Annotated in this window: 17 protein-coding genes; 10 read left to right on the top strand and 7 right to left on the bottom strand. The window is 34.9% G+C overall.

The genetic code is table 11. The features are described from left to right. Positions 1–165 precede the first annotated feature (165 nt). From uvrC to ACFO3O_RS07365, 3 genes are all read left to right on the top strand, one after another. The gene (uvrC, locus tag ACFO3O_RS07375) at positions 166–1,962 is read left to right on the top strand and encodes an excinuclease ABC subunit UvrC (RefSeq protein ID WP_379977943.1); all 1,797 of its coding nucleotides are present in this window, start codon (positions 166–168) and stop codon (positions 1,960–1,962) included. Continuing rightward, positions 1,959–4,184, top strand: coding sequence for a patatin-like phospholipase family protein (locus tag ACFO3O_RS07370; protein ID WP_379977942.1), 2,226 nt, complete (start codon positions 1,959–1,961; stop codon positions 4,182–4,184). Before uvrC ends, ACFO3O_RS07370 begins: the two co-directional genes overlap by 4 nt. 123 nt (positions 4,185–4,307) lie before the next feature. After that, a complete protein-coding gene (locus ACFO3O_RS07365) occupies positions 4,308–5,117 on the top strand; it encodes an SH3 domain-containing protein (protein ID WP_379977941.1) in 810 nt (269 codons plus the stop codon). Positions 5,118–5,182: 65 nt separating this feature from the next. On the opposite strand, the gene pyk is transcribed toward ACFO3O_RS07365, so the two are convergent. The 6 genes from pyk to ACFO3O_RS07335 form a co-directional block, all read right to left on the bottom strand. Next, positions 5,183–6,610, bottom strand: a complete 1,428-nt coding sequence (gene pyk, locus ACFO3O_RS07360; RefSeq protein ID WP_379977940.1) for a pyruvate kinase — start codon at positions 6,608–6,610, stop codon at positions 5,183–5,185. Next, complete coding sequence (locus ACFO3O_RS07355; RefSeq protein ID WP_379977939.1) at positions 6,610–7,095, bottom strand: IPExxxVDY family protein; 486 nt, start codon at positions 7,093–7,095, stop codon at positions 6,610–6,612. Before ACFO3O_RS07355 ends, pyk begins: the two co-directional genes overlap by 1 nt. 117 nt (positions 7,096–7,212) lie before the next feature. Continuing rightward, positions 7,213–8,844 carry a sensor histidine kinase gene (locus ACFO3O_RS07350; RefSeq protein ID WP_379977938.1) on the bottom strand — a complete coding sequence of 544 codons (1,632 nt, stop codon included), beginning with the start codon at positions 8,842–8,844 and terminating at the stop codon, positions 7,213–7,215. 55 nt (positions 8,845–8,899) lie between these two features. Further along, positions 8,900–9,637, bottom strand: a complete 738-nt coding sequence (gene rnc / locus ACFO3O_RS07345; protein ID WP_379977937.1) for a ribonuclease III — start codon at positions 9,635–9,637, stop codon at positions 8,900–8,902. A 7-nt stretch (positions 9,638–9,644) separates the two neighbouring features. Beyond that, on the bottom strand, positions 9,645–10,898 hold the full coding sequence (gene fabF / locus ACFO3O_RS07340; RefSeq protein ID WP_379977935.1) for a beta-ketoacyl-ACP synthase II: 1,254 nt from the start codon (positions 10,896–10,898) through the stop codon (positions 9,645–9,647). 11 nt (positions 10,899–10,909) lie between these two features. Then, positions 10,910–11,143, bottom strand: a complete 234-nt coding sequence (locus ACFO3O_RS07335; protein ID WP_027394586.1) for an acyl carrier protein — start codon at positions 11,141–11,143, stop codon at positions 10,910–10,912. Between the two features lie 179 nt (positions 11,144–11,322). Here ACFO3O_RS07335 and purN point away from each other — a divergent pair, with 179 nt between their 5' ends. From purN to ACFO3O_RS07305, 6 genes are all read left to right on the top strand, one after another. Further along, entirely contained in the window at positions 11,323–11,913 is a 591-nt protein-coding gene (gene purN, locus ACFO3O_RS07330) for a phosphoribosylglycinamide formyltransferase (protein ID WP_379977932.1), read from the top strand. Positions 11,914–11,989: 76 nt separating this feature from the next. After that, positions 11,990–12,628, top strand: a complete 639-nt coding sequence (locus ACFO3O_RS07325; RefSeq protein ID WP_379977931.1) for a ribonuclease H1 domain-containing protein — start codon at positions 11,990–11,992, stop codon at positions 12,626–12,628. A 136-nt stretch (positions 12,629–12,764) separates the two neighbouring features. Beyond that, on the top strand, positions 12,765–13,688 hold the full coding sequence (locus ACFO3O_RS07320; protein ID WP_379977929.1) for a PfkB family carbohydrate kinase: 924 nt from the start codon (positions 12,765–12,767) through the stop codon (positions 13,686–13,688). 70 nt (positions 13,689–13,758) lie between these two features. Further along, on the top strand, positions 13,759–15,657 hold the full coding sequence (locus ACFO3O_RS07315; RefSeq protein WP_379977928.1) for an amidophosphoribosyltransferase: 1,899 nt from the start codon (positions 13,759–13,761) through the stop codon (positions 15,655–15,657). A 280-nt stretch (positions 15,658–15,937) separates the two neighbouring features. After that, the gene (locus ACFO3O_RS07310; RefSeq protein ID WP_379977926.1) at positions 15,938–17,029 is read left to right on the top strand and encodes a CNNM domain-containing protein; all 1,092 of its coding nucleotides are present in this window, start codon (positions 15,938–15,940) and stop codon (positions 17,027–17,029) included. Next, positions 17,022–17,540 (top strand): DinB family protein, encoded by a 519-nt coding sequence (locus ACFO3O_RS07305; RefSeq protein ID WP_379977925.1) that lies wholly within the window; start codon positions 17,022–17,024, stop codon positions 17,538–17,540. Before ACFO3O_RS07310 ends, ACFO3O_RS07305 begins: the two co-directional genes overlap by 8 nt. A 6-nt stretch (positions 17,541–17,546) precedes the next feature. On the opposite strand, the gene ACFO3O_RS07300 is transcribed toward ACFO3O_RS07305, so the two are convergent. After that, complete coding sequence (locus ACFO3O_RS07300) at positions 17,547–19,760, bottom strand: tetratricopeptide repeat-containing hybrid sensor histidine kinase/response regulator (RefSeq protein WP_379977924.1); 2,214 nt, start codon at positions 19,758–19,760, stop codon at positions 17,547–17,549. A gap of 112 nt (positions 19,761–19,872) precedes the next feature. Here ACFO3O_RS07300 and ACFO3O_RS07295 point away from each other — a divergent pair, with 112 nt between their 5' ends. Further along, positions 19,873–20,346 (top strand): methylated-DNA--[protein]-cysteine S-methyltransferase, encoded by a 474-nt coding sequence (locus tag ACFO3O_RS07295; RefSeq protein WP_379977923.1) that lies wholly within the window; start codon positions 19,873–19,875, stop codon positions 20,344–20,346. Positions 20,347–20,369: the final 23 nt, after the last annotated feature.

Raw genomic sequence — 20,369 nt, 5'->3', positions numbered from 1 at the left:
ACTGTTGCAATTTACATATTTCATTACGGTATTTTGTTACGTTTATGTAAGATGCTTTTCTAAGGGTTTATAGACGATGGGAAATTTTGTGTGTACGCTTTCGCGAAAGCGTACTTTTTATGACCAACAACTCTTCTCTATCCATAAGAATCTATATCTTTGAGTATGGCGCTTTCACAACTCGATATACAATTAAAAACACTCCCCACAAGCCCTGGAATATACCAGTATTATGACAAGGGCGAAAAATTACTGTACGTAGGGAAAGCAAAGAATTTAAAGAAAAGGGTACTCTCATATTTTAATAAAACCATTGATAACGGTCGTATCCGTACGATGGTAAAAAAAATACATGAAGTGCGTCATATTGTGGTTGCCACAGAGACTGATGCACTCCTTCTTGAAAATAATTTGATTAAGAAGTACCAACCTCGGTATAATGTGCTTCTTAAAGATGACAAAAGCTATCCTTGGATTTGTATTAAAAATGAACGCTTCCCAAGAGTATTCCCAACTCGTCGTTTGATTAAAGATGGGAGCGAGTATTACGGGCCTTATACAAGTATGAAAACGGTAAAGACTCTTCTTGATCTTATTAAGAGTCTTTATAAGTTGAGAACGTGTAATTACGATTTATCAAAACAAAAGATAGACGCTGGAAAATACAAAGTATGTCTTGAATACCACTTAGGCAATTGTGAAGGAGCTTGTGAAGGCAAACAAACGGAAAAAGAGTATCATACGCACATTGAACATATACGCCAGATTGTACGTGGAGACTTTAAAACCTCCTTGCAAAAGTTTAAAGATCAGATGCAAAAACATGCTGCGGCTATGGAGTTTGAAGAAGCGCAGCGCATTAAGGAGAAATTAGATATTCTAGAGAATTATCAATCAAAAAGTACGGTAGTCAACCCAAATATCACCAATGTAGATGTGTTTTCTATCATCAGTGACGAGGGATATGGCTATGTGAATTTTTTACAATTAGCTCATGGAGCTATTATTAGATCTCATACGTTGGAGCTTAAAAAGCGGTTAGATGAGACAGATAAGGAGTTATTAGAAATAGGCATTATTGAAATTCAGCAGCGGTTTGACTCTCAATCCAAAGAGATTTATGTGCCTTTTGACGTTGAGGTAGGAGATGCTCTAAAAGTGACGGTTCCTAAGTTAGGAGATAAGAAACGCATCTTAGAGCTTTCAGAACGCAATGCCAAGTATTACAGAATGGAGCGTTTTAAACAAACCAAGATTGTAGACCCAGATCGTCATACCAACCGGATCATGGCTCAGATGAAAGCTGATTTAAGATTATCAAAAGAGCCTAGACACATAGAGTGTTTTGATAACTCAAACATACAAGGGAGTAATCCTGTAGCGGCTTGTGTTGTTTTCAAAAATGGAAAACCAAGTAAAAAAGACTATCGTAAATTTAATATAAAAACCGTAGAAGGCCCTGATGATTTTGCAAGTATGGAGGAAGTGGTTTTCAGGCGGTATAGACGGTTACTTGAGGAAGATGAGCCGCTACCGCAACTCATTATTGTAGATGGGGGAAAAGGTCAGCTTTCAAGTGGTTTAAAAGCACTAGAAACCCTAGGACTCCGAGGAAAAATAGCGATTGTTGGTATTGCAAAAAGATTGGAAGAAATATATTACCCGGGTGATAGCATTCCCTTATACTTAGATAAAAAGAGTGAGAGCCTTAAAATTATACAGCAGCTGCGTAATGAAGCCCACCGTTTTGGGATTACATTTCACCGAAATAAAAGAAGTAATGCAGCGTTAGGAACAGAATTAGAGGTTATTTCGGGTATTGGAGAAAAAACTATTGTCACATTATTAAAACATTATAGGTCGGTATCAAAAGTAAAAACAGCGAGTAAAAAGAGTCTTACAGAAGTTGTTGGAGCGGCAAAAGCAGCGATTATTTATAATCACTATCATACAAAAGAATGAAATTAAAAGTTACTTTTTTGTTACTCTTTGTAGTGCTTTCTTTAAGCGCTCAGGTAGCTAGTGAGCAAGATATAAAAGTTGGTGTGGTTCTGAGCGGTGGAGGAGCCAAAGGACTTGCGCACGTGGGTGTTTTAAAAGTACTGGAAGAAGCAGGTGTGCGTGTGGACTATATAGCGGGAACAAGCATGGGAGCCATTGTAGGCGGTCTGTATGCTTCTGGATATAGCGCAAAACAACTAGATTCTCTTTTTAGAATTATAGATTTTTCCATGGTAATCCAAGATGATTTACCTAGAAAGGCAAAGACGTTTTATGAAAAAGAAGCCTCAGAGAAGTTTGCGATTTCTTTGCCCTTTGACAACTTTAAGCTTTCCTTACCACAATCAATTTCAAAAGGGCAAAACACCTATAATTTATTAATACGACTCCTAGAGCACGTAAGTGATACAGAAGATTTTACACAACTACCCATTCCCTTTTTCTGTGTAGCAACCGATATAGAAAAGGCAGAACAAGTAATTCTTGATACTGGATTTTTACCCGAGGCCATAAGTGCGAGTGGGGCATTACCCACCTTGTTCAAACCAGTTACATTGGGAGATCGGATTTTGATAGATGGGGGTGTTGTAAATAATTATCCTATAGATGAGCTTAGAGCAAAAGGAGTCGATATTATCATAGGCGTTGATGTACAGGATGACCTCCGTAAAAGGGATCAACTTACGACGGCTCCTGAGATCTTTCTACAAATTAATAATTATCGTACCATCAAAGAAATGGAAGGGAAGCGTGATAGCACAGATGTATACATACGTCCTGATGTCGCAGGTTTTACCGTCGTAGATTTTGATGAGAAAAATACCATTATTGATCGAGGAGAGACAGAGGCACGTAAGCAGTTGGATGCCTTAAAAGAAATTGCATTGAGACAGGGTGCGCTTTCGCGAAAGCGTATACTTCCAAAACTTAAAGATAGTATTGCCATAGATGCTATTATTTTAAGAGGGAATAAAGAATACACGCGATCTTATATTCTAGGAAAACTCCAATTAGATCCTCCCGTAACGATAGATTATGAGCAGTTTAGTAATGGGATTAATAATTTATCTGCCACAGAAAACTTTGATCGGATCGGGTATCGGTTAAAAAAAATACCTGAGGGAACCTTACTACAATTTGATATTCAAGAATCGAAAAGCAAGCAGTCTATAGGGTTGGGAATTCATTATGATGATTTATATCGAAGTGCAGCGCTTATTAATTACACAAGAAAGCGCGTGCTTTTTGACAATGATATTGCCACCTTTGATTTTATTGTAGGTGATAATATACGATATGCCTTTAATTATTACATAGACAAAGGATATTACTGGAGTTTAGGATTACGATCTACGTACAATACCTTTGAAAAAGGGGTGAACGCTCGACTTATAGAAACTGTAGGTGCTGTAGATTTAACAGGAATTAATAGGGTTACATTAGAATATCAAGATATCACTAATCAGATCTACTTACAAACGCTCTTTGTAAAGCAATTTTCTCTAGATTTAGGGGTACAACACAAATTTCTTGATGTAGAGACAGAAACAATTAATGCTGGCGACAATATCACTGGTTTTGTTTTTGAAAAAAGCCATTTTTTTGGAGCGTATGGTCAACTGAAATTTGACTCATTAGACAATAAATATTTTCCTACATCAGGTTTTTATTTTGACGGAGACTTTGATTTGACGCTATTTTCTTCAGATTTTAATGAAAATTTCACGGAGTTTTCTATTGCAAATGCTTATTTCCTTTATGCTAAAAGTATTAGTGATAAGTTTACCCTACTTACTGGAATCAGTGGAGGGTTTAAGCTAGGAGGAGAAGATGTGCGTTCGCTTGATTTTTTTCTAGGGGGATACGGTAATAAAAAAATTAATAACCTAGTTCCTTTTTATGGGTACGATTTTATAAGTATTGCTGGTGATGGGTATGTAAAAGCAGATTTTTCCTTGGATTATGAGTTTGTTAAAAAGAATCATTTTAATGTGGCAGTAAATATTGCTAATGCAGGGTATAATCTTTTCCCATCGGAAGAATGGCTTACAAGCCCAGACTACACAGGATATGCTTTAGGATATGGAATGGATACCTTTTTAGGTCCTCTTGAATTGAAATACACGTATAGCCCCGAAGTAAAAACAGGAGAATGGTTTATTGCTTTAGGTTTTCGGTTTTAGTTAAAAATAAATTAGTTTTATGTTAAATTATTAGATAATTATCAATTTTTTAACAAAAACAATTAAAATAATGGCACGCTAAGTGTGTTTCATAATAAAATGTTTAACTAAAACCTATTTATTATGAAAATCATCATCGCAGCAATCGCCACAGCTACTATTTTATTTACTAGCTGCACAAAAAAACAATCAGAAACCACAGACAACAACACTCAGACTCCTTCAGAGACAACGAGTGAGATTACTTCCACAAAACCATTATTAGCCCAATTAGATACTTCTATTGAAGCTCCTGTAGCCTCTTTATTCTACGTAAATGCTACAAGCGGACTTTCCTTACGATCTGGAACCAATCTACGCTCAAAAAAGATATTGACACTTCCTTATGGCGCACAAGTAGAACACCTAAGTTCTCCAGCACATACTACGATGACAATCTCAGGAATTACTGGAAATATGATTGAAGTGGCGTACCAAGGTGCTAAAGGTTTTGTTTTTGATGGTTATCTTACACGACTGGCTCCTCCACAGGACGGAGAGTCGGTAGAAGGCTATGCAAAACGTATTTCTACCAAAGAACATACAGTTAACGTAACGAAAACAAAAAATCCTAAAGGAGAGACCTACGGTATGACAACCCAAATAGAATTACCAGCATCAAGCTGGGTAGAAGCTTATAGTATTACTAAAGAATTATTTGATCTACCTAAAGGCATTTCATTAGATCTTGTATCAAAAAAATCATCAGAAGTGATTGCAAACTCAAATAAAAGAGAGAAAACATTTAAAGATGAAGTCGCTGTTAACAAAGACGGAGCGTCAGAAATAATGTCTATAGTGTATACATATCAATTAAGAGATTATAGTAGGAGTGTTACCATAGAAAGAAAATCAAAAGGATATATTGTAAAAGAGGTGGAGCTTTCAAAATAGCAAATAAGTTTCTAACATAAAAAAAGCGTTCGAATGAACGCTTTTTTTATGTTAGAAACTTATTTTTAAACTTCGGAAACACGTAATGTATTCACCATTCCTTTTTCTACAATAGGCATTGCTGCTAAGTTAATAAGCATATCTCCTTTTTTCACAAACCCCATATCAAATGCCATTTGATTTACATCTTCTACGGTTTCGTCTGTACTTACATATTTATCGTAAAAAATAGCTTTCACACCCCATAAAAGGTTGAGTTGTGTTAAGATACGTTTGTTTGATGTAAATACGAGGATGTGCGCTTGTGGTCTCCATGCAGATATTTGAAAGGCAGTATATCCACTATTTGTGAGTGTTGAGATTGCTTTTGCACTGATCTCGTTTGCCATATGAGCTGCATGATAACATATCGCCTTTGTGATATATCTTTTTGTACGAATATGTGGTGGATCTTGTGGTACTTGAATAAGTTCTGAATCCTCTACATTTTTGAGAATAGATGTCATTTTTTGGATCACTTGAACAGGATATTGTCCTACAGAAGTTTCTCCACTTAGCATTACAGCATCTGCTCCATCCATTACAGAGTTTGCAACATCATTTACCTCTGCACGAGTCGGAGTAAGACTAGAGATCATAGTTTCCATCATTTGAGTGGCGATGATTACTGGAATACGCGCCTTTTTTGCTCTTAATACAAGTTTCTTTTGAATAAGAGGCACTTCTTCAGCAGGAATCTCTACACCTAAATCTCCACGGGCAACCATCAATCCATCACAGTAAGCGACTATTTTATCTATATTTTCGACAGCTTCAGGCTTTTCAATTTTTGCGATAATCGGAATTTTATGATCTGAGTGCTCATCAATTATAGCTTGTAGTTGTTTTAAATCTTCAGCATGACGAACAAAAGAAAGAGCAATCCAATCCACTTTTTGACTAATAGCAAAAATGGCATCTTTTACATCTTTTTTTGTAAGTGCTGGTAAGGAAATATTTGTATTGGGAAGGTTCACCCCCTTCTTTGAACGAAGTGGTCCTCCTTGAATTACTTTGGTTTCTACTTCATATTTACCATCTGTTTTTAAAACTTCAAACATCAGTTTACCATCGTCTAAAAGAATACGTTCTCCTTTTTTCACATCTTGAGGAAATTTTTGATAGTTCATATAGACTCTATCTTTAGTTCCTTCAAACTCTTCTTTTGTTGAAAAGGTAATTTTATCACCAGGGTTTACAACAACCTCTTCTTTCATACGTCCCACTCTTAGTTTTGGGCCTTGGAGGTCTGCAAGGATAGATATATTTAGCTTGTGTTTTTCACTCAGTTTTCTAATCATTTCGATGCGTTCTGTTACATCTTGATAGTCTGCATGTGAAAAATTAATTCTAAAAACATCAGTCCCTTCTTGCATCATTTTTAAAAGGACCTCTTCAGTACTAGTTGCAGGACCTAAGGTAGCAACAATTTTGGTTTTTTTTCTAGTTGGCATTATTCAAAAATTAAGTTTTCTTTCGTTTTAAGTTGATTTACGTCAACTGTATACGCGGTTACAATTTGTGATATTTGGTTAAGTACTTTCAGTGTTTTAGTTTGCGGAAAGCTACTTCCTTCTTCTTTTATTTTTAATAAATAATCCACACGGGGTAAATCTTCTAAAAAGAAACGCCTTTCTGTAGACGTTTTAGATTCAAATAGACCCGAAAGATTATGATCATGCTCTTTTGTTATTTTGGTATGGTTATTAAAGAGATGATAAGTTGTATATAATTGCTCATTATGATACTCATAAATAGGAAATCGGGCAGAAATAATATTGTGATTTATAACTAAATCATTTTTGCTTCTTTTAAGTCTAAGTTTTAGATGATGATTAAGTAAATAGGCAAGGTAGTAAGACTCTATAGCGCCGTGTATAGCAATAAGCGTAAAGTCATACCCATAATCATCGTCTAATACTAATTTGAATGTCCCCATAACATGACTACGAAATTTAAAGATACATAAAACCGTATTATTGAGCGTGGATATATGCGACAATCTTACTATAATAAGATACGCAAACGTTTGAGTGAAGTAATTAAAGAGAAGATTCTACAAGGGAATTGTAAAAGAAGCTATTGTTCCCTTGCCATAGACACTTTCTATAGACAACGTTCCATTATGTATTTCGATAAATTGTTTAGAAATGATGAGACCTAGTCCAGATCCTTTTTCTTGTAAAGTTCCTTGTTGAGTCGTTACTTTGGTTACATCAAAAAGAGCATCCTTGTGTTTTTCTAATATACCAATACCATTGTCTTCAATACTAAAAGAGAAAAAGGAATCCACTTTGTTTATTTCTATGACAATAATTCCATTTTGATGAGAATATTTAATAGCATTAGATAATAAATTACGAATAACCGTAGCGATCATATTTTTATCAGCCATTACTTTACTATCCGTACTCGCTTCTATAATAATATTAATGTTTTTTCTGAGAGCTTGTTGCTCTTGAATCTTTATTTGATCTTTTATAATTCCTAGAACATCTATTTTTTTTGGGCTATAATGGATTTTACCCGTCTGAATTTTTGACCATTTTAGTAAATTATCTAATAGAGAAAGACTGTTTTTACTAGAATCCTCCAAAGCGTCTATAATTTGACTCGTTTGATTATTTGGATTTTGTTCTTGTTTGAGAAGATCTAAAAAGTTAATGACCGAAGAGAGAGGGCTTCTAAGATCATGCGCAATAATTGTAAAGAACTTATTTTTGGTGGCAACAACTTCAGATAATTCTTTTTTTTGCCTATCTATAATTTTATTTTTACGCTTGTAGATGTATAATTGAACAATAATAAATAGCATAAAACTTAAAAGTAATGTATACCATAATATCATTAAGAATAATAACCTAGGATTCCTCTTATAGGGTTCTTTATAGGCAGTTTCAATGATGAATTTTTTATTTAAAAAGGGGATTTGAGTTTGTATAAAATGTTCATTATGAACATCGAAGTTTCTCCAATATTGATCATCTTCTCTGGTATTGTGTATTGTTTTACCGTCGTATACACGCTCTCTGTCAAACTCAATTCCTGTAGAAGTTTTAAATCTAAACACATATTTAGAGGTATCTATGTTATAATATACACGATCGATAATAGGTTTGAAATCCTTAATGATAGAAAAATAACCAGTTCTTTTGTTTTGATTTTTTTTAGCCTTAAAAGCAATAGGTAACCCCACACGACCTTCTATAATATTATATGGATTAAAAGCAACATAATCATATTTTTTAAGCTTTTTTTCCATTAATTCAATACCCTTTTCATTCACAAGCTTTTTAACTGAAGTCCCAATAAGATTGCTTGGATTTATCTGATCTTTGGTAAAAGAGTATTTAAAAATATGTGATGTATCTACATAAGAAATAATATAACTACTATCTATCGGAATACTGGATAGTTGATAATTTACAAATGTATGGAGTTGTTCTTGTGAGGGAAATTCGTCTGAAAGCTTAACATATGATCGTATTCCAGACATCAATGTCACATAATTATTAAGCGCGTTTTGAAAGTCTGATGCTGTTTTTTTGTTTATTTTTTCTAATTGTACTTTTCTGTTTATTTTTTCTTTTTCAGTGATGTAGGAATCACCCCAAAAAACAAGAACACTACTTACGATGACAAATAGTGCGAAAACCGAATAATATTTTTTAGGTAAACGAAAATACATACAGAGTTAGGGCCCTTACTTATAACAAATGTAAATAAAATCTTAACAAAGAGTGTTATTTTCCCTCAATTTGCCTTTGAAATACATAAAAAGCACGTTTAGATGCAATTTCTTCAGCTTTTTTCTTAGAGGTAGCCCTAGCCTTCGCTATGATTTTATCATCAATATATAATTTAACGGCAAAGTGTTTTACGGTGTCTTTTCCCGTGTCTTCAAAAGTGTCAAACTTAAATGTCTTTTTTTCTTTTTGACACCATTCAATAAGGACACTTTTATAGCTTATAATACGTCCTTCAAGTTTTTCTATATCTACGTATGGGTTAATAATACGCTTGTATATAAACTTTTTACAGTACGGATATCCTCGGTCTAGATAAATAGCACCAATAAGAGCTTCAAAAAGATTTCCATGAATATTTGCACCAAAATTTTCTTTAGGGATATTCGCTTTTATATAGCGCAATAAGTTAAGTTCACTCCCTAATTCATTCAAGTGTTTTCTACTTACTACTTTTGAGCGCATCTTTGTAAGATATCCTTCATTGCCTCCCTGCACCGCTTCAAAGAGGTGTGCAGCGATGACAGCTCCAAGCATAGCATCTCCTAAAAACTCTAATCGTTCATAGTTTAAGGGGTTACCATCTTCTTTTTTAAGACCTAATGATCTATGAGTAAAAGCCTTTTCATAATGGCTTATATCTTTAGGCTTAAACCCTAAAATACTTTGCATACGCATAAAAAAAATCCCGTTCGCATTTGAACGGGAAGTAAATATTTTTTTTATGGCGCTCATAGTATTATTAAGCGTCAATTTTTTTAAATAACACACAAGCATTATGACCTCCAAAACCGAAGGTATTACTCATGGCTATATTAATTTCTTTAGGTTGTGCCTTATTTAAAGTAAGATTAAATGAAGGATCAATATTTTCATCTACGACACTATGATTAATAGTAGGAGGCACTAAGCTATGTTTCATAGCTAATATAGAAGCGATGGCTTCTATAGCTCCAGCAGCACCTAAAAGGTGTCCAGTCATTGATTTTGTAGAATTGATATTGATGTTTTTTGCGTGATCTCCAAAAACTTTTGTGATCGCTTTTAGTTCGGCTACATCACCTAGAGGGGTAGAGGTTCCATGCGTATTAATATGGTCTACATCTTCTGGTTTCATCCCAGCGTTATTAAGACAATTATGCATCACTCTTTCTACACCAATTCCATCGGGATGTGGTGCAGTCATGTGGTATGCATCACTAGACATACCTCCACCTACAACTTCTGCATAGATATGAGCTCCTCTAGCTTTTGCATGTTCATACTCTTCTAGTATTAATGCTCCAGCACCTTCTCCCAAGACAAATCCGTCACGGGTGGCATCAAAAGGTCTTGATGCTCCTTGTGGGTCTTCATTTCTTGTTGATAAGGCATGCATCGCATTAAATCCTCCTACACCGGCTTTTGTTACAGCGGCTTCACTACCTCCAGTTACAATAATATCACAATGCCCTAAACGTATATAGTTCATGGCATCAATCATTGCATTTGCAGAAGAAGCACATGCAGAGACCGTTGTATAGTTAGGTCCCATAAAACCGTGCTTGATAGAGATATTACCAGGAGCAATATCTGCAATCATTTTAGGAATAAAAAATGGATTGAATCTTGGTGTACCATCACCTTCAGCAAAATTGATAACTTCATCTTGGAAGGTCTCTAGACCACCTATACCAGCACCCCAAATGACTCCTACTCTGAATTTGTCAACTTTTTCTAGATCGATACCAGCATCATTGATGGCTTCGTCTGAAGCCACCAATGCGTACTGGGCAAATCTATCTAACCTTCTAACTTCTTTACGATCAAAAAAGTCTAGAGCGTTAAAGTTTTTAAGTTCACAAGCAAATTTTGTCTTGAACTTTTCGGCATCAAAATAGGTAATAGGAGCACACCCACTTTTTCCTGAGGATAATCCATCCCAGTACTCTTGAATATTATTTCCTATTGGTGTAAGTGCACCAAGTCCAGTAACTACTACTCGCTTTAACTCCATAAGTTTAAGACTTATTTTGCGTCCTCTATGTATGAAATTGCTTGACCTACCGTAGCAATGTTCTCTGCTTGGTCGTCCGGAATTTGGATATCAAATTCTTTTTCAAATTCCATGATAAGTTCAACAGTGTCTAGTGAATCGGCACCTAAATCGTTTGTGAAGCTCGCTTCGGTTACAACTTCGTTCTCATCTACGCCTAATTTGTCTACGATGATCGCCTTTACTCTTGATGCAATGTCTGACATAATTTCTAAATTTAATTTTTAATTAAGTGGCAAAAATAACAAACCTTTATGGTTTGATCACTATTGGCACAAAAATATGAAGGTAATTTACGTAAATAATAAATAATTTCTCTAAAAAAAACCTTCAAATTGTTAATAATAATCGTTTGTTTTGCACATTATAACAGGATCATACATATATGAAACGTATTGTAATTTTTGCTTCGGGTAACGGTACAAATGCCCAGCGTATTATTGATCATTTTAAGGGTCGTACGGATGCTCAAGTTGTGCAGGTGCTCACTAACAACAAGGATGCCAAAGTTTTAGAGCGCGCTAACAAGAGCAAAATAAGTGCCCTTAGTTTTAACAGATCAGCGTTGTATGATACAGACCATGTAGCACTTCTTTTACAAGCAATTCAACCTGATCTCATTGTACTCGCAGGTTTTTTATGGCTCTTTCCAGAAAAAATTATTAATTTGTTTCCAGATCAAATTATAAACATTCATCCAGCATTATTACCTGATTTTGGAGGCAAAGGCATGTATGGAAAGCATGTACACGAGGCTGTATACGCTTTCGCGAAAGCGCATAAAGGGAAAAAAACCTATACAGGAATTACCATACATAAAGTAACGCCAGAATATGATAAAGGAACGTATCTCTTTCAAGAAAAAGTAGTAGTAACTGAGGAAGACACCCCAGAGACTATTGCACAAAAAGTACATCAACTAGAATATGAACATTTTCCAGTTGTCATTGAAAAAATGTTATTTGATAAATTATAATGATGAAATTTCCATCCCCTGCCTACCAAAGGAAGGTTCGCGGAAATGAAAGGATACCGCTTTCGCGGGCAGCACCATGAGCAAGAAGAAAGAAAAATTTTATGTTGTCTGGCAAGGCAAGAAACCTGGAATCTATTTGAGCTGGAAAGATTGCAAAGCGATGATAGACGGCTACGCGGGTGCTCAATATAAATCGTTCCCCACCTTTGCAGAAGCAAAAACCGCCTATAATAAAGACTATGCAGACGTAAAAGGATCTTCAAAAAAAAAGAAAGTCCTCACCCCTGAAGAAAAGGTCAAATATGGAGAGCCAAATTTATATTCTATCGCTGTAGATGCCGCAAGTAGTGGTAATCCAGGGGTTATGGAATATAGAGGAGTAGACACTCAAACCACAAAACAGCTTTTTCATCAAGGGCCATTTAAGCAGGGAACTAATAATATAGGAGAGTTTTTAGCACTCGTACATGGACTTGCGTATTTGAAAAAAATAGGAAGTGATCGTCTCATTTATTCAGATTCTCGTATTGCAATAGGATGGGTAAAAAAGAAAACATGTAATACAAAACTTCAAGAAACGCCTCGCAATAAAGACGTATATGACTTAGTGCGTCGTGCAGAACAATGGCTTAGAACAAACTCATACACAACGAAGATTGTAAAATGGGAAACAAAGGCGTGGGGAGAGATTCCTGCAGATTTTGGCAGAAAATAACCTCTTTAAAGGTGGTAAGAGCACATTTTTTTGATATTTATTACAAATCAGAGGTAGGTTGATAAGGGTCTTAAAATTGACATTCGATTTGGTGTTTTTCTTTTTTTTAAAAACAATATCTTTGCAAAAAAAATAGATGAGTAAATTAGTTATTGTTGGTACGTGCGCATTTGATGCTATCGAAACTCCTTTTGGTAAAACAGATAAAATTTTAGGTGGTGCTGCCACGTATATAGGTCTTGCTGCCTCTCAATTTAAAGTAGACTCATCTATTGTTTCTATTGTAGGGGAAGATTTCCCTCAAGAATACATAGATGTATTGACGAATAAAAATATAAATGTAGAAGGACTTGAAATAGTAAAAGGAGGAAAAACCTTTTTCTGGAGTGGTAAATATCATAATGATATGAATACTCGAGACACGCTTGTAACAGAGTTGAATACATTGGGCGATTTTGATCCTAAAGTTCCCGTGTCTTATCAAGATGCAGAGATCGTGATGTTAGGTAACTTACAGCCTACCGTACAACTAAGCGTGATAGAGCAGATGAGTGATCCTAAGTTGGTTATTCTAGACACCATGAATTTCTGGATGGACATTGCACTAGAAGAACTTAAAACCACCTTAAAGAAAGTAGATGTCATTACTATAAATGATGAAGAAGCTCGTCAATTAAGTGGAGAATATTCTTTAGTCACTGCGGCAAGAAAAATACACGAGATGGGACCTCAGTATGTGGTTATCAAAAAAGGGGAACATGGAGCATTACTTTTTCACGATAATGAAGTGTTTTTTGCTCCAGCATTACCACTGGAGGAAGTATTTGACCCAACGGGTGCTGGAGATACCTTTGCAGGTGGATTTGCTGGTTTTCTAGCTAGTAGTGGAGATATTACCTTTGAAAATATGAAACAAGCATTGATTTATGGATCGTGTCTTGCTTCGTTTACCGTAGAAAAATTTGGGACTGAACGACTAGAAAATATAACCACCGAAGAAATAAGAAAACGCTTGCAACAGTTTAAACAACTTACGCAGTTTGAAATAGAACTTAATTAATATAAATGCGCTCCAAATTTTTGGGGCGTATTTGCTTTTACTATATAATACTATATAAAGTATACCTACTATGAGTGATGCAATAAAGCATGAATGTGGAATCGCCCTTATACGACTTAAAAAACCACTGGCATTTTATAAAGAAAAATATGGCACTGCTTTTTATGGCGTAAATAAAATGTATTTAATGATGGAAAAGCAGCACAACCGTGGTCAAGACGGGGCTGGTTTTGCAAGTATTAAATTAGATATGAATCCAGGGGAACGTTATATTTCAAGACAGCGTTCAACTGAGCAACAACCTATACAGGATATTTTTGCGCAAATCAATGGTCGTATCAATGAGGTGATGACAGCAAATCCTGATCGTAAAGATGATGTAGATTGGCAAAAAAGTAATGTACCTTATTTAGGAGAAGTACTTTTAGGACATGTGAGATACGGCACTTTTGGTAAAAATAGTGTAGAAAGTGTACACCCTTTTTTAAGACAAAATAACTGGATGCACCGTAACCTAATCGTGGCGGGTAATTTTAATATGACCAATGTAAGCACGCTTTTTAAGAAGTTAGTTTCGTTAGGACAACACCCAAAAGAGCAGGCAGATACAATCACTGTCATGGAAAAAATAGGACATTTCCTAGATGATGAGGTGGCAAAATTATATAAGAAATTAAAGAAAGAAGGATACAACAAGCAACAAGCTTCTCCTCAAATTGCTGAACGATTAAAGGTTGAAAAAATCTTAAAAAGAGCTTCAAAAGATTGGGATGGGGGCTATGCAATGGTGGGACTCTTAGGTCACGGTGATGCATTTGTATTGAGAGATCCTGCAGGAATCCGACCCGCTTATTATTATGAAGATGATGAGGTTGCTGTGGTAGCTAGTGAGCGTCCAGTCATTCAAACAGCATTTAATGTTGGTTTCAAGGATGTAAAAGAACTAGAGCCAGGTTGTGCACTTATCGTAAAGAAAAACGGATTACTTAGCATTAAAAAGGTATTAGAACCGCTTACGCGAAAAGCATGCTCGTTTGAACGCATCTATTTTTCAAGAGGGAGTGATGCTGAAATCTATAAAGAACGTAAATTACTAGGAAGACTATTAATGCCAGATGTACTTAAAAGTATAGATCACGATACCAAGAATACGGTCTTCAGTTTTATTCCTAATACAGCTGAAACTTCTTTTTACGGTCTCGTAGAAGCGGCTCAAGATGAGCTTAATAAACAAAAGGGAGCAGAAATACTAGCAGCAAAAGACCATCTAGATCAGGAAGCTATCGAGGGAATACTTTCGCGAAAGCTAAGAACAGAAAAGATTGCTATAAAAGACGCAAAATTAAGAACATTTATTACAGAAGATAGTAGCCGTGATGATCTTGTAGCTCATGTATATGATATCACTTACGGTGTTATTCAGCCAGAAGATAAGCTAGTTATTATAGATGATAGTATTGTGCGAGGAACTACCCTTAAAAAGAGTATCATAAAAATGTTAGCACGACTTAATCCTAAAAAGATTATCGTAGTCTCATCTGCACCACAAATACGGTATCCAGATTGCTATGGTATTGATATGGCTAAGTTGGAAGATTTTATTGCTTTTAGAGCGGCCATAGCATTACTTAAAGAAAATGGGAAAGAAGCGACTATTACCGAAGTGTATGAGAAGTGTAAAGCTCAGGTAGAGCTTAAAGATAAGAATGTACAAAATTTTGTAAAGGATATTTATGCACCTTTTATAGACAAGGAAATATCAGCAAAAATATCAGAATTATTAGTAGATGAGACCGTACAGACGGAAGTAGAGATTATCTATCAAACCGTAGATAACCTGCATAAAGCATGTCCCAAAAATTTAGGGGATTGGTATTTTACGGGTAATTATCCTACCAATGGAGGTAATCGCGTTGTAAATCGTGCTTTTATCAATTATATGGAGGGAAATAGTGCTAGAGCCTATTAGATCAGTCTTAAGTAAATCACAAATACACAAATATTTGTGTATTTGGTCTAAAAATCGTGTAGTTTGTCTAAAAGATGTTGCACGGTTGTAAATCAATCTTATATTAGCAAAGCCATAGCATAAGTAGGTTAAGTTCATGGTAGATTTGGGGCAAAAAAAGGTGGATCTTTCCGCCTTTTTTTATGCGAAAAATTTAAATATAATAAAAGCAATACGGCTAAGTACAATTCACGGAGTTTCCTACAATTTATTTACCTTTACATAAATACTTTTATATACCATGGGTCAACTCCTTTTTTGGGCAACCATTTCTATTTTCTTTTCTTTTTTATGCTCTATACTAGAAGCAGTGCTATTAAGCATCTCTCCTACATTTATCAATATAAAAAAAAGTGAAGGTAAAGGATATGCCACCTATTTTGAAGAATTAAAAAAAGATGTAGATAAACCTCTTATTGCGATATTAACCTTAAATACACTGGCGCACACTGTTGGGGCAATGATGGTAGGTAAAGTCGCTGCCGATCTGTATCCCGATTTTGAATTCCTGAGTATCAATTTTGTGGGGTTTGTTTCTGGGATTATGACATTTCTTATACTTGTTGCATCAGAGATCATACCTAAAACCATAGGAGCGACCTATTGGAGACAACTAGCTAACTTTACTGCAAAAGCATTGAAGGTGCTTATTTTTCCGCTTAAATGGACGGGGATTCTTTGGTTGTTACAACGCACCACAAAACTTGTAGGAGGAAAAGGACATGGAGGTAGTATTTTAAGTAGAGAGGATTTTACAGCGATGGCACAAATGGCAAGTGATGAAGGTGTCTTTGAAGAATCAGAAAGTAAGATTTTAAATAACTTGCTTTCTTTTAAAGATGTCCTTACAAAAGATGTGATGACACCTCGCACAGTCATGAAAACGGCTGCGTCTCAAACAACAGTAAGTGATTTTTTTAAGGAAAATCAAGAATTACGTTTTTCTAGAATTCCTATTTACGATAAAAACATAGATCACATCACGGGCATTGTACTCAAGAGTGAAGTATATAGAGAAATGGCTCTTGATAATCATCAAAAAACACTAGCAGATTTACAACGTCCTATTATGATTACAAATCGTAATTTGCCAATACCATCTTTATTTGAGGAACTCATTTCTACAAAAAACCATATTGCCTTAGTTGTTGATGAATATGGCAGTACAAGTGGCTTAGTGACGATGGAAGATGTTATTGAGACACTCTTAGGAATGGAAATTATGGATGAGAGTGATCGCGTGGCAGATTTACAGACACTAGCAAGAAAAAACTGGGAAAAGAGAGCAAAAGGGTTAGGCTTATTAGATGAAAATAACGTTTCAGATGAATAAATTACTATGTGTGCTTTTTTATATAGTAACCACGTTTACCTATGGGCAACAAGATAATCCCAAAGACGCTTTTCTTGAAAAATGGGAAAATTCAAAAAACTATTTGATAGCCATTGCAGAGGCAATGCCTGAAGATAAATATACTTATGCTCCTACAGAAAGGGAAATGAATTTTGGAGCTCAGTTATTACACATGAGAGGAAATATGCTTTGGTTAGGAAACACTTATTTTTCTGCTAGTGATTTTGATAGAAATTCACTTTCCCAAAATGTACCCTTAGGTAAACAAGCAATTATAAATGCATTAATAAAATCTTTTGATGAGGTATATGCACTTGTTGAAAAAACTTCTGTAGAAGAACTAAAAACAACCGTAAGCTTTTTTGCAGGTCCTAAATCTAAGCTTCAAATACTAAATTTACTTCAAGATCATCTTACGCATCATAGAGGACAAATTATCGTATACCTTAATCTCAATGACATTATACCTCCAGACTATAGCGGATGGTAGATACATCTAGCGCTTAGATTTTGAAAGTGCTTTATTTAGGTTGCGTAATATCGTAGTCAAGAACTGAGAGATATCGTAAGGCTTTAATATGATATCATTCATGCCTGAATTCATAATTGTAGCTCTCATTTCATCTAATTCTACAGCGGTAAGCGCTACGATTGGAATTTCTTGATTAAACTTCCTAATGGCTTTTGTGGCTTGCACGCCATCTACCTTAGGCATGTGTATATCCATAAGGATAAGATCGTAATTATTTTCTTTTACAAGAGAAATAGCTTGTTCGCCGTCATCAGCGAGCGAACATTTAAATTGTCGTTTCTCAAGGATTTTTTGGGTTATTTTTTGGTTAATTCGATTATCATCTACCACTAGGATATGGACGTTTTCAAAAATATGAATAGCATCTCCTTGTTTATAATTTTCAATTTCTTCTGTAGGTTCATCAGTGGTATTTGCTTCTATATCAATAGTAAAAGTAAATGTAGATCCTTTGCCCATTTCACTCTCTAAGATGATTTCACTGTTGTATAATGCCAAAAGTTTTTTAACGATAGGCAAACCAAGTCCTGTTCCTTGATAATTATAATTTCGATTTTCGACTTGAGAGAATTCCTCAAAAATTGATTTTTGTTTACTTAAAGGGATTCCAATACCATCATCTTTAACTGTAAATTTTGTCTTGTATAAACCTTCTTTGGTTTTTTCTATAAGGTTAATAGAAACCCATATATTTCCATCTTCATTAAATTTGATCGCGTTTCCGATAAGATTCATTAATATTTGAGAAAGCCGTACATAATCTCCTATTTGTTTGTCAGGTAGATTTTTATCAATATGCAGATGGATTTTATTATTATTTTGCTCTAAACTAAATTCAAAAGAACGTGTAATACTTCTGGCAAGACTCGATAATCTATAGGATGTTTTTTCTAATGTTATCCCGTTGGCATCCATTTTATTGATGAGAAGGACATCATTAATAAGCGCTAGTAAATAATCTGCTGAGAATTTTAAAGATTTAAGATCTTCTTTATTTTTTGAAGTTTCATTTTCCAATAAAATAGAGGCGAGCCCAATGACCCCATATAGCGGCGTACGTAATTCGTGACTAACAGTAGAAAAAAACTGTGTTTTGAGTTGTGATAACCGTTCAGCATTATCTTTAGCTGCCATTAATTGATTATTCTTTTCGTGTAGACGTTTGATATATTTTTTTCGAGATTTAAAAGCAAAAAATATAGCAATCAAAGCAATTAATAGAATGCTGGAAGCCAAAATTAATATATTACGCAGATCTCTAGATTTTTCAAATAATTGATCGCTTATAATCTGCTCTTTTTTTGCTGAGGCAATAGTCCGTTCATATTCTTTAATATTGAAGCGGGCGTTAGCAGCTTGTACCTCTCTTAATTTATCACGCTCATACTTTTTGTCGTCTAGCTCTTTAGCTTTTTTAAGTAACTCGTATGCTTTTTTATAATCCCCTTGTATTTCAGAAAGGTGACCGTAATATTTGTAAAACTCTAAGGCAACAGAAGGATATTTTTCTGTTTTAAGAACCTTCTCCACTTCCAAGAAAGCTTCTTCAGCTAATTTGTAATTTCCTTTCTGAGCATGATATCTTCCTAGTAAAGTCTTTGTGTCGGCAATTTCTCTAGGATAAATGGTATCTTTTTTATATATATTTTCTACTTGTAAAAGATAAGGAAGCGCTTTATCAGGTAAATTTTCATCTAGATATGTCCACGCAATATTAATAAGAGGATCTATATTTTCTATTTCATTATCTCCAGTATTGAGATCAATACTCTTTTTGTAGTAATCAATTCCTTTTTGATAATTTTTTTTACCATCAGATTCTACATTTCCTAAATTTATATACGCCCAAGAAAGCAATGAATCTAATTTATTTTCGATTACAATTTTAAGTGCTTTTTCGTGGTTTAACCTTGCTTGCAGGGTATCCTTCATTTCACTATTGATAGTACCCATTAGGTCATATCCTGTAAAAGTATAATAAGGATTTTGTTGCTTTTCGCCTTCTGCGATAATCTGTGTAGCAATTTCAATAGCATTTTTGTACTCAAGGTTATCGAGGTTATCAGAAACTAGAAAACTCAACGTATGAATACTATCTAAAGTAACGGTTTTTTCTTGAGCATAAGAGTTTTTTATGCAACAACAAAAAAGGATGATATAGCATATGTTATACTTCATCTATATAGATTAATGGGGCAGTCAAAATTACTCATAAACAATAGGATACGCAAGAAATAGATTTTCTCATAAAAAGGGCTTTCTTTTTTTAGCGAAAACCATACCTTTAGGTATGCACAAAGTATACATAAAGAGTCCATTAGGAACTTTGGAAATTGAGGGAGATGATAATGGTGTAATCGCTATTACATTTTTAGATAAAGACACATCTCCAACAGCAGTTATACCTGAAAGTTTACAAGGAGTGGTGAAACAACTTAATGAGTATTTTACAAAAAAAAGAACTGTTTTTGAGCTAAAACTAGCTCCTCAAGGAACTGTTTTTCAGACAAAGGTATGGAGCGCATTACAAAACATTCCGTTTGGAAAAACAGCTTCCTATTCAGATATGGCAAAAACACTTGGAGATCCTAAGGTAATTCGTGCAGCTGCAAGTGCTAATGGAAAAAACCCTATCGCCATTGTGATCCCATGCCATCGAGTGATAGGAAGTGATGGCTCATTAACAGGATACGCAGGCGGGTTGCACCGTAAAAAATGGTTGTTGGAGCATGAAAGCCTTATGCGGCAAGGGTCTCTTTTTTAATCAAAAAATCAATATTAGTATTT

The sequence above is a fragment of the Dokdonia ponticola genome (assembly GCF_042653865.1).
Taxonomy (GTDB): Bacteria; Bacteroidota; Bacteroidia; order Flavobacteriales; family Flavobacteriaceae; genus Dokdonia; species Dokdonia ponticola.
This window is presented reverse-complemented; position numbering and strand designations above follow the sequence as displayed.

Excerpts from the sequence above, each read along its gene's own strand:
- rnc (WP_379977937.1), bottom strand. The coding sequence starts at position 9,637 with ATGAGCGCCATAAAAAAAATATTTACTTCCCGTTCAAATGCGAACGGG.
- pyk (WP_379977940.1), bottom strand. The coding sequence starts at position 6,610 with ATGCCAACTAGAAAAAAAACCAAAATTGTTGCTACCTTAGGTCCTGCA.
- ACFO3O_RS07310 (WP_379977926.1), top strand. The coding sequence starts at position 15,938 with ATGGGTCAACTCCTTTTTTGGGCAACCATTTCTATTTTCTTTTCTTTT.
- ACFO3O_RS07305 (WP_379977925.1), top strand. The coding sequence starts at position 17,022 with ATGAATAAATTACTATGTGTGCTTTTTTATATAGTAACCACGTTTACC.
- ACFO3O_RS07365 (WP_379977941.1), top strand. The coding sequence starts at position 4,308 with ATGAAAATCATCATCGCAGCAATCGCCACAGCTACTATTTTATTTACT.
- uvrC (WP_379977943.1), top strand. The coding sequence starts at position 166 with ATGGCGCTTTCACAACTCGATATACAATTAAAAACACTCCCCACAAGC.
- ACFO3O_RS07335 (WP_027394586.1), bottom strand. The coding sequence starts at position 11,143 with ATGTCAGACATTGCATCAAGAGTAAAGGCGATCATCGTAGACAAATTA.
- ACFO3O_RS07370 (WP_379977942.1), top strand. The coding sequence starts at position 1,959 with ATGAAATTAAAAGTTACTTTTTTGTTACTCTTTGTAGTGCTTTCTTTA.
- ACFO3O_RS07350 (WP_379977938.1), bottom strand. The coding sequence starts at position 8,844 with ATGTATTTTCGTTTACCTAAAAAATATTATTCGGTTTTCGCACTATTT.
- ACFO3O_RS07325 (WP_379977931.1), top strand. The coding sequence starts at position 11,990 with ATGAGCAAGAAGAAAGAAAAATTTTATGTTGTCTGGCAAGGCAAGAAA.
- purN (WP_379977932.1), top strand. The coding sequence starts at position 11,323 with ATGAAACGTATTGTAATTTTTGCTTCGGGTAACGGTACAAATGCCCAG.
- ACFO3O_RS07295 (WP_379977923.1), top strand. The coding sequence starts at position 19,873 with ATGCACAAAGTATACATAAAGAGTCCATTAGGAACTTTGGAAATTGAG.
- fabF (WP_379977935.1), bottom strand. The coding sequence starts at position 10,898 with ATGGAGTTAAAGCGAGTAGTAGTTACTGGACTTGGTGCACTTACACCA.
- ACFO3O_RS07320 (WP_379977929.1), top strand. The coding sequence starts at position 12,765 with ATGAGTAAATTAGTTATTGTTGGTACGTGCGCATTTGATGCTATCGAA.
- ACFO3O_RS07300 (WP_379977924.1), bottom strand. The coding sequence starts at position 19,760 with ATGAAGTATAACATATGCTATATCATCCTTTTTTGTTGTTGCATAAAA.
- ACFO3O_RS07355 (WP_379977939.1), bottom strand. The coding sequence starts at position 7,095 with ATGGGGACATTCAAATTAGTATTAGACGATGATTATGGGTATGACTTT.
- ACFO3O_RS07315 (WP_379977928.1), top strand. The coding sequence starts at position 13,759 with ATGAGTGATGCAATAAAGCATGAATGTGGAATCGCCCTTATACGACTT.